Consider the following 16,745-nt stretch of genomic DNA (forward strand, 5'->3'; position numbering starts at 1 on the left):
TCGCGGACATATGGCGCCTGTTCTTGGCCCGCGACATGTGTTGATCGATTCGGCGCGTGCGCCTTCGCCGAAGTTCTTTCAATGCTTCTCGTGATGCGTGGCGTCTTTCGTGGCTCGCCAGACTTTCAGCGCATCCACGGTTTCCGCGACGTCGTGCACGCGGATGATCGCCGCACCGCGCTCCGCCGCGCAAACCGCCCCGCTCACGCTCGCCGCAAGCCGTTCGTTCGCCGCGCGCCCGGTGACTGCGCCGAGCATCGACTTGCGCGACATTCCCCCGAGCAGCGGATACCGCTTGCCTACCGGCAGCGTCGCGGCGAGGTTCGCCAGCAGCGCGTAATTATGCTCGACGGTCTTGCCGAAGCCGAAGCCCGGATCGAGACTTACGCGCTCCAGCGCGATCCCCGCCTGCGCCAGCGCCGCGATTCGTTCGGCGAAAAACGCACGGACGTCCGCGATGACGTCGGCGTACACCGGCTCGTGAAGTTGCATCGTGCGCGGTTCGCCGAGCATATGCATCACGCACAAGCCGCAGTTACTGTCTTTAACGGCATCGAGCGCGGTTTCCTGACGTAAACCCCAAATGTCGTTGATCATGTCCGCGCCTGCATCGAGCGCGGCGCGCATCACGGCGGGCTTGTAGGTATCGACCGAAAGCGGAACGTTCATGTCCTGCAACGCTTCGACGATCGGCACCACGCGTTCGAGTTCCTCGGCCAGCGGAACCGGCGGCGCGCCCGGACGAGTCGATTCGCCGCCAATATCGATGATGTCCGCGCCGTCGGCAAGCATGCGCTCGGCGCGCGCCAGAGCGGCATCGCGCGGAAGGAAGCGGCCGCCATCGGAGAACGAGTCAGGCGTGACGTTGAGAATGCCCATCACGAGCGGACGTTCGAATGTCAGCGTGAACCGACCGCATTGCAGCGGCTGCGCTGAAAACTGGGAGGGAGATGGAGTGATCAAGCGTGTCGGAAAAAAGCTGGATTGCTGCAAGGAGCGTAACGCACGCGCGAAGTGTGATCCGATGTGTGCGCCGTCGTGAGCCATAAAGCAAAAATGGGCCGGAGTGCGATGCACACCGGCCCATGATCGGACTAGAAGAGCTTAGGCCGGCGCGGTTGCGCTGCCCGGCTTGACTTCCGTGCCGCTGTTGCCGCCCGGAGGCGTATCACCCGAAGGCGGCGGCAGGTTCTTCGGCGGACGCGGCGGACGATCCTCCATGATGTCCGTGATCTGGTCTGCGTCTATGGTTTCCCATTCGAGCAGCGCCTTCGTCATGGCTTCCACGCGCGCGCGGTTGTCTTCCAGCAGCTTGCGGGCGAGCTGATACTGCTCGTCCAGGATGCGGCGGATTTCCGAATCGACCTTTTGCAGCGTGGCTTCCGAAACCGTCTTCGCGCCCAGCTTGCCGAACATGCCTTCGGGTTCGGTGTCGACGTAGACCATCGTGCCAAGCGTGTCCGACATACCGTAGCGCGTCACCATGTCGCGAGCCATCTTGGTCGCGCGCTCGAAGTCGTTGGACGCGCCGGTGGACATGGAATTCAGGAACACTTCTTCCGCTGCACGGCCGCCAAACAGAATCGCGATTTCTTCCAGCATTTTGTCGCGATACAAATTCACGCGGTCGTGTTCAGGCAATTGCCAGGTGACACCCAATGCCCATCCGCGCGGCATGATCGTAACCTTGTGCACCGGATCGGCATGCGGCAACAACTTCGCCACCACGGCGTGACCCGACTCGTGGAAAGCCGTGTTGCGACGTTCTTCCTCGCGCATGACAGCCGACTTGCGCTCCGGACCCATGAAAATCTTGTCCTTCGCGTCTTCGAAGTCCTGCATCTCGACGATCCGCTTGCCGCGACGCGCCGCAAAAAGCGCAGCTTCATTGACGAGGTTTGCGAGATCGGCACCCGAGAAGCCCGGCGTACCCCGCGCGATGACCGAAGCGTCGACGTCGTTCGCAATCGGCACCTTGCGCAGATGCACCTTCATGATGTGTTCGCGACCGCGAATGTCCGGCAGACCGACATACACCTGACGGTCGAAACGACCCGGACGCAGGAGCGCCTTGTCGAGCACGTCGGAACGGTTCGTCGCAGCGATCACGATAACGCCGGAATTCGCTTCGAAGCCGTCCATTTCCACGAGCATCTGATTGAGAGTCTGCTCGCGTTCGTCGTTACCGCCGCCCATGCCGGCGCCGCGATGACGACCGACCGCGTCGATTTCGTCGATGAACACGATGCAAGGCGCGTGCTTCTTTGCTTGCTCGAACATGTCGCGAACGCGAGCCGCGCCCACGCCGACGAACATTTCCACGAAGTCGGAACCCGAGATGCTGAAGAACGGCACCTTCGCTTCACCCGCGATAGCGCGAGCCAGCAGCGTCTTACCCGTGCCAGGAGGTCCGACCAGCAACACTCCTCGTGGAATGCGGCCGCCCAGCTTCTGGAATTTCTGCGGGTCGCGCAGGAAGTCGACGAGCTCGGACACTTCTTCTTTCGCTTCGTCGCAACCCGCGACATCGGTGAAATTGATAGCGTTATTGTTTTCATCGATCAGCCGCGCTCGCGACTTGCCGAACGAGAAGGCCCCGCCTTTGCCGCCCCCCTGCATCTGCCGCATCATGTAGAACCAGAAACCGATGATGAGAATGGTCGGTCCAAGGTAGTACAGCGCGGAAACCAGCGCGTTGGGTTCATCGTCAGCCTTGCCGCTAACCTGAACGCCGTATTTCATCAGATCGCCGACCATCCAAATGTCGCCAGGCGACACGATTTGGTATTTCTGGCCGTCTGCCGGAGTGACCGTCAGATTCCGCCCTTGAACGGTGACATTCTTCACCTTGCCGTTCTTCGCGTCGTCCATGAACTGCGAATAGGACACACCTTCCTGGACGCGGGGCTTATCGAACTGCTTGAACACCGTAAACAGCACCAGTGCGATCACGAGCCACACTGCCGCTTTAGAGAACATATTGTTGTTCAAAGCACCACTCCTCACTCATAGACGGGCGCCTACATAAACCTTGCGGCGCCACCAAAGCATTCTAATCCAGACCGCAAACCCCTGCCATAAGGTTTATCTACCGCGCAAATAGCGGAAGACAGGGGTTTTTCGACATATTCGGCGAAAATATCGCTATTTTTCGCCGAAACGATTTACTCGTGTTCCACAGTCGGATGTTTGAGCCGCCGCCCGAGTACAAAAGTCTCCGACGATTTGTCGCGAGACGCCTTGGGCTTGCGCGGCGCCACCACTTTGAACTGGTGCTTGAACTTCTCGACGATTTGGCTGTAACCGCTGCCGTGAAAACATTTGACCAGCAACGCACCGTCCGGTTTCAGATGGTTCTGCGAGAACTCCAGCGCCAAATCGCAAAGATGTTCGATACGCGCTGCATCCGCGCTCGCCACGCCAGACAGGTTTGGGGCCATGTCGGAAATAACAAGGTCTACCTGACGCTCGCCAACAATTTCCGCGAGTTGCGCAAGCACGGCGTCTTCGCGGAAGTCGCCCTGAATGAAGGTGACATCGGCAATGGGGTCCATCGGCAGAAGGTCGAGCGCGATGATCGTGCCGTCTATACCGCCTTCGCGCTGCGCATCGCGCTTCGCACCCTGAGCGAGTTTGTTACGCGCGTATTGACTCCACGAGCCGGGCGTCGAGCCGAGGTCGACAATCACCTGCCCTGGCTTGATGAGCTTGTCCTGCTCGTCGATCTCCTTGAGTTTGTACGCCGCGCGCGCGCGATAGCCCTCGCGCTGCGCCATCTTCACGTAAGGGTCGTTGATGTGGTCATGCAACCACGAATGATTAAACCGGTTCTTTGCCATTCAAACTGAGCCTATGCTGCGCGCCGGGGACTAACCTCTTGCGCGCGTGCTTATTCTTGCTGTATCGCGCAATGCTTTTAGCGGATAATACGCGTCTTGTCGGCCGGACCGGTTCCCGTGCGCTGCAAAGCGCTCGAAATTTGCGTTTCCGGCCTATTTGTTTATTCGGGCGGCTTGCCCAGCACTTCAGGTGCTTTTCATCTGATCGGTCCATGACGGCGCCGCGTGTCCATACCGCCAGCGCTTCGTGCGTCCGACAGCGCTGCAACGCCCAGCCGACGCCAAACCCGCCGCCCACATTTTAGTCGAGTCCCTTATTCCACATGCCAGCTCTTAAACTTTCCCCGGCCCAGCGCGCCGATCTGCGCTCCCAGGCTCACGCCCTCAATCCGGTCGTGCTCGTCGGCGCCGAAGGTCTGACCGAGGCCGTGCTGAAAGAAATCGGCGTGCACCTCGAAGCGCATCAGCTCATCAAGATTCGCGTGTTCGGCGACGAGCGTGAAGCACGCGTTGGCATCTACGACGAAATCTGCGATCGCCTGGATGCCGCGCCTGTTCAGCATATCGGCAAGCTGCTCGTGATCTGGAGACCGGAAGGCGCCGCGCCCGCCAAGACCCGCACCGCCCGCACCCGCAGCACCATGCCGCCGAGCGCGGGTGAAATTGCCGAGGAGCGTTCGACCAAGGGTCGCGCGCCGCGCATCGTCAAGGCCGTCAAGATCACGCGCGACGCACCCGCCGTCAAGAAGCCCCGCAAACAAACGCTCAAAGTGCTAGGTAACGAACGCGTCACCGCGGGCGGCAACGTCAAGCGCGCGAAGAAGCGTCAGGCTGGCTCGAAGCGTCAACATCAGGCCGTCAAATGATGAAACGGCGCGGACGATGATTCAAAACGTCCGCGCCGTCTCTCGCAGCATACTCTTCAGCTACGCGCGCGCTTGGCCGCGACCTTCGCGGACTTGCCCTTCGGCACGATCTTGACAGGCGCCGCACCGGGCAAACGCCACACGAGCGCAATACCGCACAGGCATTCGATCAAATAAATCGCGCTCGAAATGCCATGCAGAACGCCGAACTCCTTCGCATAAGGCGAATTCGCGAGTTCCATCCCTGCTTCCTGCGCCGAGATGCGCAGCGAATTCATGAACGGCTGCAATGCGAAGTATCCGACGAGCACGCACACCAGCATGACCGCGACGAGCCACCGCACGCGCTTGTAGTCGACGATGCCGCTCTTCACGAAGCGATTGCCGATCAAGATCAGAATCAGCGCGCTGACCACGCCGATATACGCTTCGATGCGAAAGAGCTGCGCCGCCACCGATCCCGCCGACGTACGGTCGAGCACCGAAACGAGCACGGGCGCGGCGACGAGACCGAGGGTCAGCAAGCTGCCGACCCAAATCATCGTCACCGTGCGAAAGAGTCGATGCTCCATCAGACGTATCGAACAGCGATGATTTCGTACTCACGCGCGCCGCTCGGGGCCTGCACCGAGGCGACGTCGCCCTCCGTCTTGCCGATCAGCGCGCGCGCAATGGGCGAGCTGACGGAGATGAGACCGTGGTCGATGTCGGCTTCGTCGTCGCCGACGATCTGATACGTCACCTTATGACTCGACTCGAGATCTTCCAGTTCGACCGTCGCGCCGAACACCACGCGGCCTTCCGCTTCGACCGTTTTCGGGTCGATCACTTGCGCGGCGGCAAGCTTCGATTCGAGATCCGCAATGCGGCCCTCGATAAAGCCCTGCTTTTCTTTCGCGGCATCGTACTCCGCGTTTTCCGACAGATCGCCCTGCGCGCGTGCTTCCGCGATCGAGTTGATGACCGCGGGACGCTCGACAGCCTTCAGGCGTTGCAATTCGTCGCGCAGCAACTCCGCGCCGCGCTTCGTCAAGGGAATCGTGCTCATAGACAATCCACAAACAAAAACAGCCGTAAAAAAATTACCGCGGTTAAGCGCATCTCCCCAGAACGAGAAGACGCCGCTTAACCGCGGCTCGTGATACTTGGACCGGTAATCGAAGCCTTAGTTTAGGCGAGCGTGGAGGCCTTGTAAATCATAGACTTCCAAATCGCGCAGATAACGCAGACCTTCGACCGCCGCGCGCGCGCCGGACATCGTCGTGTAGTACGTGACCTTGTTGGCCTGCGCGCTCATACGGATGGAACGCGAATCAGCGATGGCCGCGCGCGTTTCATCGACGGTGGTGAAGACCAGCGCGATTTCGCCGTTCTTGATCATGTCGACGATATGCGGACGCCCGTCCTTCACCTTGTTCACGACCTTCACGGGCACACCCGCCGCCGCGATGGCCGCAGCCGTCCCCTTGGTCGCGACGATCGGGTAGCCGAGTTCATGCAGCATGCGCGCGACTTCGACGGCCTTCGGCTTGTCGGCATCCATCACGGTCAGAAGCACCGTGCCGGATTCCGGCAGACGCGAACCCGCCGCGAGTTGCGACTTGAAAAGCGCTTCGCCGAAGGTGCGGCCCACGCCCATCACCTCGCCCGTCGAACGCATCTCGGGCCCGAGCACGGGATCGACCGCCGGGAACTTGACGAACGGGAACACCGCTTCCTTCACGCTGAAGTACGGCGGAATCACTTCCTTCGTCACTCCTTGCTGCTTGAGCTTCTGCCCGACCATTGCACGCGCCGCGATTTTCGCGAGCGGCAGGCCCGTCGCCTTCGACACATACGGCACCGTGCGCGATGCACGCGGGTTCACTTCCAGCACGTAGATGACATCCTTCTTCGAGCCATCTTCTTGCGGAACTTGCTGGATGGCGAACTGCACGTTCATCAGGCCAACCACGTTCAGCGCCTTCGCCATGGCGGCGGTTTGCCGCTTCAGTTCGTCGATGGTGTCTTGCGCCAGCGAATAAGGCGGCAGCGAGCAAGCCGAGTCGCCGGAATGCACGCCCGCCTGTTCGATATGCTCCATCACGCCGCCAATGAAAACGTCGTCGCCATCGGAGATACAGTCCACATCGCATTCGATCGCGTCGTTCAGGAAGCGGTCGAGCAACACCGGCGAGTCGTTCGATACCTTCACGGCCTCGCGCATGTAGCGTTCGAGATCGCGCGGCTCGTGGACGATTTCCATTGCGCGGCCACCCAGCACATAAGACGGACGCACGACCAGCGGGTAACCGATTTCTTCCGCGAGCCTGAGTGCTTCGTCTTCGGCGCGCGCGGTGCGATTCGGCGGCTGGCGCAGATTCAGATCTTTCAGCAATTGCTGGAACCGCTCGCGATCCTCGGCGGCATCGATCATGTCCGGCGACGTACCGATGATCGGCACGCCGTTCGCTTCGAGGTCGAGCGCGAGTTTGAGCGGCGTCTGGCCGCCATATTGCACGATCACGCCGACCGGCTTTTCCAGCTCGACGATTTCGAGCACGTCTTCAAGCGTCAGCGATTCGAAGTACAGACGATCCGACGTGTCGTAGTCGGTCGAAACCGTTTCAGGATTGCAGTTGACCATGATGGTTTCGTAACCATCTTCGCGCATGGCGAGCGCGGCGTGCACGCAGCAATAGTCGAATTCGATGCCCTGCCCGATCCGGTTCGGGCCGCCGCCGAGAACCATGATCTTCTTCTTGTCGGTCGGATTCGCTTCGCACTCGTCCTCGTAGGTCGAATACATGTACGCCGTCTTGGTCGCGAACTCGGCCGCGCAAGTATCGACGCGCTTATAAACCGGCCGCACCTTCAACTCGTGACGACGGCGGCGCACGTCTTCCTGCTTCGAACCGGTGAGCTTCGCGAGACGCCGGTCGGAAAAACCGCTCTTCTTCAGATACAGCAATTCGTCCTTGCTGAGGCTTTCGATCGTGCGGCCTTCGAGCGCCTTCTCCTTCAAGATGATCTGCTCGATCTGCGCGAGGAACCACGGGTCGATCGACGTTTCCTCGAAGATTTCCCGAGCCGTCAGACCAAGGCGGAACGCGTCGCCGAGATACCAGATACGGTCCGGTCCCGGCTCGCCGATTTCGCGGATGGCTTCGTCGCGGCTCGTGGTCTTTTCGTCCAGACCGTCGACGCCCACTTCGAGACCGCGCAGCGCCTTCTGGAACGATTCCTGAAACGTGCGGCCCATTGCCATGACTTCGCCGACGGACTTCATCTGCGTGGTCAGGCGCGAGTCGGCTTCGCGGAATTTCTCGAACGCGAAACGCGGCACCTTCGTCACGACATAGTCGATGGTCGGCTCGAACGACGCCGGCGTCTGACCGCCTGTGATCTCGTTCTTCAACTCGTCGAGCGTATAGCCGCACGCGAGTTTGGCCGCGACCTTGGCGATAGGAAAGCCCGTTGCCTTCGATGCCAGCGCGGACGAGCGCGACACGCGCGGGTTCATCTCGATCACGACCATGCGGCCGTCGTCGGGGTTGATCGCGAACTGCACGTTCGAGCCGCCTGTGTCGACGCCGATTTCGCGCAACACGGCAAGCGACGCGTTACGCAGAACCTGATACTCCTTGTCGGTCAGCGTCTGCGCGGGCGCGACGGTGATCGAGTCGCCGGTATGCACGCCCATGGGATCGAGGTTTTCGATCGAACACACGATGATGCAGTTGTCCTTCTTGTCGCGGACAACTTCCATCTCGTACTCTTTCCAGCCGAGAAGCGATTCTTCTATCAGCAGTTCGCGCGTCGGCGAAAGATCGAGACCGCGCCGGCAAATTTCCTCGAACTCTTCCTTGTTATACGCGATGCCGCCGCCCGAACCGCCCAGCGTGAACGACGGGCGAATCACGGTCGGATAGCCGCCGCTGCCGGTGGCCTCGGCGATTTGCGCCTGCACGGTCAGCGCTTCTTCCATGGAATGCGCAATTCCAGACTTGGCTGAACCGAGACCGATCTTGGTCATCGCGTCCTTGAACTTCTGGCGGTCTTCGGCCTTGTCGATGGCTTCCGGCGATGCGCCGATCAGCTCGACGTCGTACTTTTCCAGCACGCCGTGATGGAACAGATCGAGCGCGCAATTGAGCGCGGTCTGTCCGCCCATGGTCGGCAAGATCGCGTCCGGCCGCTCCTTCGCGATGATGCGCTCGACCACTTCCCACGAGATCGGCTCGATGTAAGTGACGTCGGCCGTGTTCGGGTCGGTCATGATCGTCGCGGGATTGCTGTTGACGAGGATGACCTTGTAGCCTTCCTCACGCAACGCCTTGCAAGCCTGCGCGCCCGAATAATCGAACTCGCACGCCTGGCCGATGATGATCGGACCCGCGCCGATGATGAGGATGCTCTTGATGTCTGTGCGCTTCGGCATAACTGCTCTCGATGTTTTGTGTTGCGGTGTTCCGTTCTGTGCTCTCGACTGTCAGGCAGTGACCTTCTGCGTCTCCATCAGCTTGATGAAGCGGTCGAACAGATATGCAATGTCGTGCGGGCCGGGCGACGCTTCTGGATGACCCTGGAAGCAGAACGCGGGCTTGTCGGTGAGCGCGAAGCCCTGCAGCGTGCCGTCGAAAAGCGATACGTGCGTGACCTTTGCGTTGGCGGGCAGCGTGTCGGCATCGACCGCGAAACCGTGGTTCTGCGACGTGATGACCACGCGGCCGTCTTCCAGGTCTTTCACCGGATGATTCGCGCCGTGGTGGCCGGTCTTCATCTTCATGGTTTTCGCGCCGACCGCGAGGCCCATGATCTGGTGTCCTAGACAGATGCCGAAGGTCGGAATGCCGCGCGCGATGAATTCACGCGTGGCCGCGATGGCGTAGTCGCACGGTTCCGGGTCGCCGGGGCCGTTCGAGAGGAAGACGCCATCCGGATTGAGCGCGAGTGCGTCAGCCGCGCTCGCTTGGGCCGGCAGCACGGTGACCTGGCAACCGCGCTCGGCGAGCATGCGCAGAATGTTGTACTTCACGCCGTAATCGAACGCGACGACGCGAAACTTCGGGGCTTCCTGCGTGCCGTAGCCGCTGCCGAGTCGCCATTCGGTCTGCGTCCAGTCATAGGACTTGTCGGTCGACACGACTTTTGCCAGATCCATGCCCGCGAGGCCGGGAAACGAGCGCGCGAGTTCGAGCGCCTTTGCTTCGTCGTCGCTGCCCGCGAGAATGCAGCCGTTCTGCGCACCTTTGTCGCGCAGAATTCGCGTGAGCTTGCGCGTGTCGATGTCTGAAATCGCGACGACGCCTTGGGCCTTCAAATAGTCGGAAAGCGACTGCTCGGAACGGAAGTTGGATGCGAGCACCGGCAGGTCGCGAATGATGAGACCGGCGGCATGGACTTTCGTGGCTTCGACATCTTCGGCGTTCACGCCGACGTTGCCGATGTGCGGATAGGTCAGCGTGACGATCTGGCGGGCGTAGCTCGGATCGGTCAGGATTTCCTGATAACCGGTGATGGCGGTGTTGAATACGACTTCGCCGATCGTCGAACCGGTTGCACCGATCGATTGACCACGAAAGACCGTGCCGTCGGCAAGTGCGAGTAGTGCTGGGGAGAATGACGGCAACACGGAAGGCTCCTTGGGGGACACCCTGTTACCGACCTGTCTGTCCGAAATTCAGGCTTGGTTCCCGGCGTTCATTGCGATGAACGGGGATATCCTTTGCGCTTTTGTCAGCGGCGGCTCGTCAGGCGCGCGTCGCGGCTTGGATCAACGCGCTGGGTGGACCCAACGGGATAACGAAGCAGGCGATCGGCGGCGTGCGGCGCGCACTGCAAGGCGCAGCGAACGACGGTGAATGGGGGTAGGCGCTAGGGTGCGGGTTGATATGCTCAAACCTTCGAATTATAGCTTGAATGCGGTCTTTTAGCCAAATTTGGGAATGGTCTGCTTGTTCCACGCGCCTTTCGCACGACGCGGCGCGCCCGACTTCAGTGCACGGCCTGCTTGCCCTTATCGAGCGTGGCGCTCGGCCACACATACCAGACGGCGCTTGCCACCTGCAGCGCGATGAGCGAAATCCATACGGTGAGATGCGCCGACACGGGATAACGCCCGCCCACGGACGGCCAAAACGACAGCGCGGCGCCGACCCCGACCTGAAAACCAAAGATGAGCAAGAAAATGACGAGCGTGAGAGTCGTATTGGTGCGGCCAATTATGTGCGACGGGAAGTATTCCGCCATGATCGCGTAACTCAGAATGCCCGTGCCGCCGAAAATGCCATACGCCGCGAGCAGCACCGCCGGCGGCAACGGCGCGCGCAGCACCATGAGAATTTGCGTGATGACGAACAGCACCATGCCGCCGCCGCAGAACGCATAGACCGATATGCCGCGCCGCTCGATACCGCGCGCCGCCGCGCCGAAGCCGACGCTGCCGAACATCATCGCGAGGCCGAGCACCGAGACGAGCGCGGAGGCGTGGGCAGGCGTGAGGTCCATCACGTCGAGGAGATAGGGCTTGATCCACAGGGATTGCATCGCGTAAAACACGCCCTGCGTGACGACGGAAAACGACGCGATCTTCCAGAACGCGCCGCTCTTCAAGATGTGCCAGGTGCCTTTGAACTGTGTGACGATGTCGGCCTGATGGCGCGCGTCGCTCTTGCGCGGTGCAAACAGCAGAATGGCTGCGGACACGATCAGCGTGAACACGCCGAGTCCGACGCAAACTTGCCGCCAGTTGGCAACCTGCAGAAGCGATGCGAGCGGCGAGCCGACCGCGACGCCGCCGAGACCGCCAATGGCCATCGTGAAGCCATTGACGAGCGGCAGTCGCGCGACAGGGAAATGCTGCGCCGACGCCTTGAACGCTGCGCTCAGACAGACCGAAACACCGACGCCGATCAAAAGCCGCCCCACCATCAGCCCGGCCAATCCTTGCGACGCCCCGAAAACCCAGATTCCAACCGCCGCGAAAACCAGCATGCCGGCCGTCACCGTGCGCGGCCCGAAGTGATCGAGCAGCACGCCGACCGGAATCTGCGCGAGCGCAAAGCCTATGAAGTAAAGCGAAGTCAGCAGACCCAGGTCTGCCGCCGACAAACCGAGGTCGTGCGTGATCAGCGGCGCGAAGCCGAGATTCACGCCCCGGAACAAGTACGAGACGAAATAGCCGGCGGCGAACAGGAAAAAGACGCGAAGACGAACTGAGGACGACATGCGATACGAGCGCTTCATTGTTTTTTTGAAATGCCAGTTTAACTGGCGCACCAAAAGAAAACGCCGTCACCTTGGTGACGGCGTGGAATAAACCGAGAAGCGCGATGTTTAGTGTTTCGTGGTCTTCTTCGTGGTAGCCCGTTTGGCGGGTGTGGCTGTTTTGGCGACGGCCGGCTTCGCTGCGTAGGACTTGCTGGAACTCGAAACCTTCGTGTATTTCGTCGCCGAATGCGTCGTGGCCTTCGCCGATGCGCTCTTGGCAACCGGAGCGCGCGTACCGATCTTCGTCACGCCGCCCGACGAACGGCTCGACGCCGAAACGGTTTCCAGACGAACCGGACCCGGCTCGGCCGGCACTGCCTTGCCATACGGCACATGCAGAACAACGACTTGCCCCGGCATGAAGACTTCGCGATGCGTGCGGTTCCAGGCCCTGATCTGCCCGACCGACACGTTGTAGCGATCCGCCAGCGTCTCGATGGACTGTTTGCGGCGCACGCGGATGGCCATCTTGCGCGTGTCGGGCACGTCGCGTTCGACGGCCAGCATGGCGTTCGAGGCGACATCGGCGCTGATGTCCTCGTCGTCGTCGTCATTACGCGGCACGACGATGGTCGAGCCCGGCTTCAGACGCATGCCAGCCGGAATATGGTTCACCGACATGAGCGTGTCCGCATCCACGCCGATCTTCTCGGCAATAGCGGCCGGACGCGCACGCTCGGACACCGTGTAGGTCGTCCAGGACGACAGCGCGCCCGTGTACGAACTCAGATTGCGCTGGAACGTCGCTGCGTTGTCGAACGGCAGCAAGATCTGCGGATTGGTCGCGCCGAGAATGACCGGCTTCGAGAACGACGGATTCAGCGAGCGGAATTCCTCGACACTCATGCTGGCCAACTTCGCGGCCATGGTCACGTCGATGTCGCGCGCGGTCGTGACCGTCACGAAATACGGGTGATTCGGAATGTCGGGCAGCGCAAGGCCATATTGCTGCGGGTTGCTGACGATATTCTTGACCGCCTGCAGCTTCGGCACGTAATTGCGCGTCTCGTTGGGCATGCGCAGGCTTTCGTAGTCCGTCGGTAAACCTGCGGCTTCGTTGCGCGCGATGGCGCGCTGCACATTGCCCTCACCCCAGTTGTATGCGGCGAGCGCGAGATGCCAGTCGCCGAACATGTCATGCAGACGCGAGAGATAGTCGAGCGCGGCGCTGGTCGATGCCAGCACGTCACGGCGCTCGTCCTGCCACATGTTTTGCTTGAGGTTGTAGTCGCGGCCAGTGCCCGGCACGAACTGCCACATGCCAGCGGCCTTCGCGACCGACAGCGCCTGCGGGTTATACGCCGACTCGATGAACGGCAGAAGCGCCAGTTCCGTCGGCATATGACGTGCTTCGAGTTCTTCGACGATGTGATACAGGTACTTCTGCGAGCGCGCAGTCATGCGCTCCACATACTCTGGGCGCTGCGCGTACCAGTTGACCTGCATGTCGACCAGGTCGGTTTGGAGATCCGGAATCTGGAAGCCCGCGCGAATGCGGTTCCACAGGTCCGACGACCCGACGAGCGAAGTGACAGGCGTCTTGTCGACGTCAATGGTTTCCTTGGCTGCGGCAGTGCGGCGAATGGTGTCCGCGACCTTTTGCTGCGAGGCTTCGGTGGGTGTTGCTGTGGTATTGGAGGTGAGCGCTGTCGGACCTTGACTGGCACACGCGGCCAGTGTCAGGACGGATAGCGCACTAAGTGTTAGTCGCATGAACGTTCCGGCTTCCAAAGAAGACGCTTGGAAATTTGAAGCCGATGGTACGGAACCGCACTTGCAACGTCAATAAGAATGCACGTAATTCCCCTGCAAAATCCTGCATCTATCGGCGTTTCCAAAGTTTCGGATTAAGTTCGCCCTAATTATGAGACGTCAGCGGAACTTATCCTTCCAGCCGCGCATCACGCGAAACGCGTCGAGGCGGTCGGAAATCGGCTGTCCGAACTGAGTGGAAAGTGTTGCCTGAATGGCCTTGTCGTCCACGCGCAGAAAGGGGTTGACGCACTTCTCGTGGCCGATAGTCGTCGGCAGCGTGGGCTTGCCGGCCGCTCGCAACGCGATGGCGTCGTCGTTCCAGCGGGCAAGCGCCGCGTTATCCGGTTCGCATGCGCGCGCAAAGCGGATGTTCGAAAGCGTGTATTCGTGGGCGCAGTGCACTAGCGTATCGTCAGGCAGCGAGGCGAGCGAATCGAGCGAGGCGAGCATCTGCTGTGGCGTGCCCTCGAAAAGCCGGCCACAGCCGCTTGCAAAAAGCGTGTCGCCGCAAAAGAGATGCGGTGTGCCACGCGGGTCATGTGCCTGAAAGTACGCGATGTGACCGGCCGTATGGCCAGGTACATCGAGGACGCGAAACTCCAGGGCAGGCTGGTCCACGCGCACGATATCGCCTTCGGATAGGCGCGCAGTCAAATGCTCGATGCGCTCGCCGGCCGGTCCGTAGACCGGCACGCCACCCTCTGCCGTTCGGCTATCGAGCAGTGCTTTGACGCCGCCGACGTGGTCTTGATGATGGTGCGTGAGTAAAATAGCGGTCAGCCGCCAACCGCGTTCGGCGAGATACGCCTCGACGGGCGCGGCGTCGCCCGGATCGATCACGACCGCGTCGCGCGAGTCCGACACGAGCCAGATGTAGTTGTCCTCGAACGCCGGAACCGGAACGTATTCGAGCGAACCCTTAGCATGCGAATCCATAGCGATCATCTAGCGGCAACCCGAACATGTCAGACCGAGTGATTATAGACTGGCCCGCCTGGACAAGCTCCGCACCCGGACGCTATGTGCTCGAGTGGGAACAAGCGCAGCTCGATCGCGTGGTATCCGACATCTTCGGCTATCACGCGCTTCAGCTTGGCATGCCGCAACTCGACGCGCTGCGCGAAAATCGCATGACCGGCCGCGGGCTCGTGCTCGACGCGGAAAGCGGCGCGAGCGCGCCCTACACGATGCCGCAAGCGGCCTCGCGCAGCGTGAGTCCGTTGCCTGCCGCGAGCGCGCCAGAAGGCCGCGCCACGGTCTGGTGCGATTTGCTCGACTTGCCTTTCGAAGCGCAGAGCGTCGATTTGCTCGTGCTGCCGCATACGCTCGAATTTTCGCGCGATCCGCACAGGCTTCTGCGTGAAGCCGAGCGCGTGCTCGTGCCTGAAGGCCAGCTCATCATCCTTGGCTTCAACTCCTTGAGTCTGTGGGGCGCGCGCCAGTCGTTCGGCAAGGTCACGAGACGGCCGTTCGTGCCGGCGGCGCACGAGATGATCGCGTTCACGCGCATCAAGGACTGGATCAAATTGCTTGGATTCGACCTTGAACGCGGACGCTTCGGCTGCTATCGTCCCCCGCTCGTCACGGACAAGTGGCTGCAACGCTATCAATTCATGGAACCCGCCGGCGACCGCTGGTGGCCCATCTTCGGCGCGGCGTACATGATCACGGCGGTGAAGCGCGTGCGCGGCATGCGGCTCATCGGCCCGCGCAAATTGAAGAAACCCGCGCTCGCGCCTGGCCTTGCACCAGTCGCCGCACCGCACACTCGCAACGAGCATTGATGACTGACGAATCCGCATCGACGAACGCATCGAACAAAATCATCGACATTTACACGGACGGCGCGTGCAAGGGCAATCCGGGCCCCGGCGGCTGGGGCGCCCTGCTCCGCTTCGGCTCGCTCGAAAAGGAACTGTTCGGCGGCGAAGCCGCGACCACCAACAACCGCATGGAACTGATGGCGGTGATCGCCGCGCTCGAAGCCTTGAAGCGGCCCTGTCAGGCCGTGATCCATACCGACTCGCAATACGTGCAGAAAGGCATCAGCGAATGGATTCACGGCTGGAAGAAGAAGAACTGGATGACGGCGGCGAAGACGCCCGTCAAGAACGCCGATTTGTGGAAGCGGCTGGATGCCCTCGTCGCGCAACATCAGATTGAATGGCGCTGGGTCAAGGGGCACGCCGGGCATCCCGAAAACGAACGCGCCGATGCGCTCGCCAATCGCGGCGTGAGCTCGCTCGCCGATAGCTGAAACATGCACGAACCAACGACACACATCTCATGCGCCAACTGATACTGGACACCGAAACCACCGGCCTGAACGCTCGCACGGGCGACCGGATCATCGAAATCGGCTGCGTCGAACTGGTCAATCGCAGGCTTACCGGTAACAACCTGCATTTGTACGTGAACCCCGAACGTGACAGCGACCCGGGCGCGCTCGCGGTGCACGGCCTGACGACGGAGTTCCTGCGCGACAAACCGAAGTTCACTGAGATTGCCGCGCAGTTGCGCGACTTCATCAGCGGCGCGGAGTTGATCATTCATAACGCGCCGTTCGACGTCGGCTTTCTCGACATGGAGTTCGCGCTACTCGGCTTGCCAAAAGTGTCGACGATGTGCGCCGGCGTGATCGACTCGCTCGCGCAAGCCAAGCAGATGTTCCCCGGCAAACGGAACTCGCTCGATGCGCTCTGCGACCGCTTCGGCATCAGCAACGCGCACCGCACGCTGCATGGCGCATTGCTCGACTCCGAGCTGCTCGCCGAAGTCTATTTGGCGATGACGCGCGGTCAGGAAAGCCTCGTCATCGACATGCTCGGCGATCAGCCCGCGCAAGGCACGACAGGCACGCCGCGTATCGCGCTCGACGACCTCGATCTCACGGTCATCGCGGCAAGCGCGGACGAGCTCGCGGCGCATGAAGCCGTGCTCTCCGACCTCGACCGAGCGATCAAAGGCACGAGCGTGTGGCGCACGGAACCCGCGCCCGCGGAAAGCGATACGCTCGCCGCCTGATTTTTTCGAA

14 protein-coding genes are annotated in these 16,745 nt (G+C 61.2%); 4 read left to right on the forward strand and 10 right to left on the reverse strand.

The annotated features are described in order from the left end of the window. Positions 1-78: 78 nt before the first annotated feature. The 3 genes from folP to NCR98_RS09440 all read right to left on the reverse strand — a co-directional run bounded on the left by folP (position 79) and on the right by NCR98_RS09440 (position 3,839). Positions 79-879 (reverse strand): dihydropteroate synthase, encoded by an 801-nt coding sequence (folP, locus tag NCR98_RS09430; protein ID WP_250526104.1) that lies wholly within the window; start codon positions 877-879, stop codon positions 79-81. A 225-nt stretch (positions 880-1,104) separates the two neighbouring features. Continuing rightward, positions 1,105-2,991 (reverse strand): ATP-dependent zinc metalloprotease FtsH, encoded by a 1,887-nt coding sequence (gene ftsH / locus NCR98_RS09435; protein WP_244825747.1) that lies wholly within the window; start codon positions 2,989-2,991, stop codon positions 1,105-1,107. Between the two features lie 173 nt (positions 2,992-3,164). Further along, entirely contained in the window at positions 3,165-3,839 is a 675-nt protein-coding gene (locus NCR98_RS09440) for an RlmE family RNA methyltransferase (protein WP_244825748.1), read from the reverse strand. Between the two features lie 323 nt (positions 3,840-4,162). Here NCR98_RS09440 and NCR98_RS09445 point away from each other — a divergent pair, with 323 nt between their 5' ends. After that, positions 4,163-4,705, forward strand: a complete 543-nt coding sequence (locus NCR98_RS09445) for a YhbY family RNA-binding protein (protein ID WP_244825750.1) — start codon at positions 4,163-4,165, stop codon at positions 4,703-4,705. Between the two features lie 56 nt (positions 4,706-4,761). Here NCR98_RS09445 and NCR98_RS09450 read toward each other — a convergent pair whose 3' ends face one another. The 7 genes from NCR98_RS09450 to gloB form a co-directional block, all read right to left on the reverse strand. After that, entirely contained in the window at positions 4,762-5,277 is a 516-nt protein-coding gene (locus NCR98_RS09450) for a DUF4149 domain-containing protein (protein ID WP_250526047.1), read from the reverse strand. Beyond that, positions 5,277-5,753: a transcription elongation factor GreA gene (gene greA / locus NCR98_RS09455; RefSeq protein WP_244825754.1), complete on the reverse strand. Its 477-nt coding sequence runs from the start codon at positions 5,751-5,753 to the stop codon at positions 5,277-5,279. Before greA ends, NCR98_RS09450 begins: the two co-directional genes overlap by 1 nt. Positions 5,754-5,870: 117 nt before the next feature. Further along, a complete protein-coding gene (carB, locus tag NCR98_RS09460; RefSeq protein WP_250526048.1) occupies positions 5,871-9,125 on the reverse strand; it encodes a carbamoyl-phosphate synthase large subunit in 3,255 nt (1,084 codons plus the stop codon). 51 nt (positions 9,126-9,176) lie between these two features. Next, complete coding sequence (gene carA, locus NCR98_RS09465) at positions 9,177-10,319, reverse strand: glutamine-hydrolyzing carbamoyl-phosphate synthase small subunit (RefSeq protein WP_244825757.1); 1,143 nt, start codon at positions 10,317-10,319, stop codon at positions 9,177-9,179. Positions 10,320-10,681: 362 nt separating this feature from the next. Continuing rightward, positions 10,682-11,914 (reverse strand): MFS transporter, encoded by a 1,233-nt coding sequence (locus NCR98_RS09470; RefSeq protein WP_250526049.1) that lies wholly within the window; start codon positions 11,912-11,914, stop codon positions 10,682-10,684. Between the two features lie 108 nt (positions 11,915-12,022). Beyond that, positions 12,023-13,669 carry a transglycosylase SLT domain-containing protein gene (locus NCR98_RS09475; RefSeq protein WP_250526050.1) on the reverse strand — a complete coding sequence of 549 codons (1,647 nt, stop codon included), beginning with the start codon at positions 13,667-13,669 and terminating at the stop codon, positions 12,023-12,025. A 159-nt stretch (positions 13,670-13,828) separates the two neighbouring features. Beyond that, the gene (gene gloB, locus NCR98_RS09480; RefSeq protein WP_250526051.1) at positions 13,829-14,656 is read right to left on the reverse strand and encodes a hydroxyacylglutathione hydrolase; all 828 of its coding nucleotides are present in this window, start codon (positions 14,654-14,656) and stop codon (positions 13,829-13,831) included. Positions 14,657-14,673: 17 nt separating this feature from the next. Here gloB and NCR98_RS09485 point away from each other — a divergent pair, with 17 nt between their 5' ends. The 3 genes from NCR98_RS09485 to dnaQ are packed head-to-tail and all read left to right on the forward strand — an operon-like array spanning position 14,674 to position 16,735. Beyond that, positions 14,674-15,495, forward strand: coding sequence for a class I SAM-dependent methyltransferase (locus tag NCR98_RS09485; RefSeq protein ID WP_250526052.1), 822 nt, complete (start codon positions 14,674-14,676; stop codon positions 15,493-15,495). Then, complete coding sequence (gene rnhA, locus NCR98_RS09490; protein WP_244825767.1) at positions 15,495-15,968, forward strand: ribonuclease HI; 474 nt, start codon at positions 15,495-15,497, stop codon at positions 15,966-15,968. The genes NCR98_RS09485 and rnhA overlap by 1 nt, the downstream gene beginning before the upstream one ends. 29 nt (positions 15,969-15,997) lie before the next feature. Continuing rightward, positions 15,998-16,735: a DNA polymerase III subunit epsilon gene (gene dnaQ / locus NCR98_RS09495; protein ID WP_250526053.1), complete on the forward strand. Its 738-nt coding sequence runs from the start codon at positions 15,998-16,000 to the stop codon at positions 16,733-16,735. Positions 16,736-16,745 lie beyond the last annotated feature (10 nt).

It is taken from the genome of Caballeronia sp. GAWG2-1, assembly GCF_023631405.1.
Taxonomy (GTDB): domain Bacteria; phylum Pseudomonadota; class Gammaproteobacteria; order Burkholderiales; family Burkholderiaceae; genus Caballeronia.

Bases quoted from the DNA above. Each gene is read 5' to 3' on its own strand.
- folP (WP_250526104.1), bottom strand. From the start codon at position 879: ATGGGCATTCTCAACGTCACGCCTGACTCGTTCTCCGATGGCGGCCGC.
- NCR98_RS09440 (WP_244825748.1), bottom strand. From the start codon at position 3,839: ATGGCAAAGAACCGGTTTAATCATTCGTGGTTGCATGACCACATCAAC.
- NCR98_RS09445 (WP_244825750.1), top strand. From the start codon at position 4,163: ATGCCAGCTCTTAAACTTTCCCCGGCCCAGCGCGCCGATCTGCGCTCC.
- NCR98_RS09450 (WP_250526047.1), bottom strand. From the start codon at position 5,277: ATGGAGCATCGACTCTTTCGCACGGTGACGATGATTTGGGTCGGCAGC.
- greA (WP_244825754.1), bottom strand. From the start codon at position 5,753: ATGAGCACGATTCCCTTGACGAAGCGCGGCGCGGAGTTGCTGCGCGAC.
- carB (WP_250526048.1), bottom strand. From the start codon at position 9,125: ATGCCGAAGCGCACAGACATCAAGAGCATCCTCATCATCGGCGCGGGT.
- NCR98_RS09470 (WP_250526049.1), bottom strand. From the start codon at position 11,914: ATGTCGTCCTCAGTTCGTCTTCGCGTCTTTTTCCTGTTCGCCGCCGGC.
- NCR98_RS09475 (WP_250526050.1), bottom strand. From the start codon at position 13,669: ATGCGACTAACACTTAGTGCGCTATCCGTCCTGACACTGGCCGCGTGT.
- gloB (WP_250526051.1), bottom strand. From the start codon at position 14,656: ATGATCGCTATGGATTCGCATGCTAAGGGTTCGCTCGAATACGTTCCG.
- NCR98_RS09485 (WP_250526052.1), top strand. From the start codon at position 14,674: ATGTCAGACCGAGTGATTATAGACTGGCCCGCCTGGACAAGCTCCGCA.
- rnhA (WP_244825767.1), top strand. From the start codon at position 15,495: ATGACTGACGAATCCGCATCGACGAACGCATCGAACAAAATCATCGAC.
- dnaQ (WP_250526053.1), top strand. From the start codon at position 15,998: ATGCGCCAACTGATACTGGACACCGAAACCACCGGCCTGAACGCTCGC.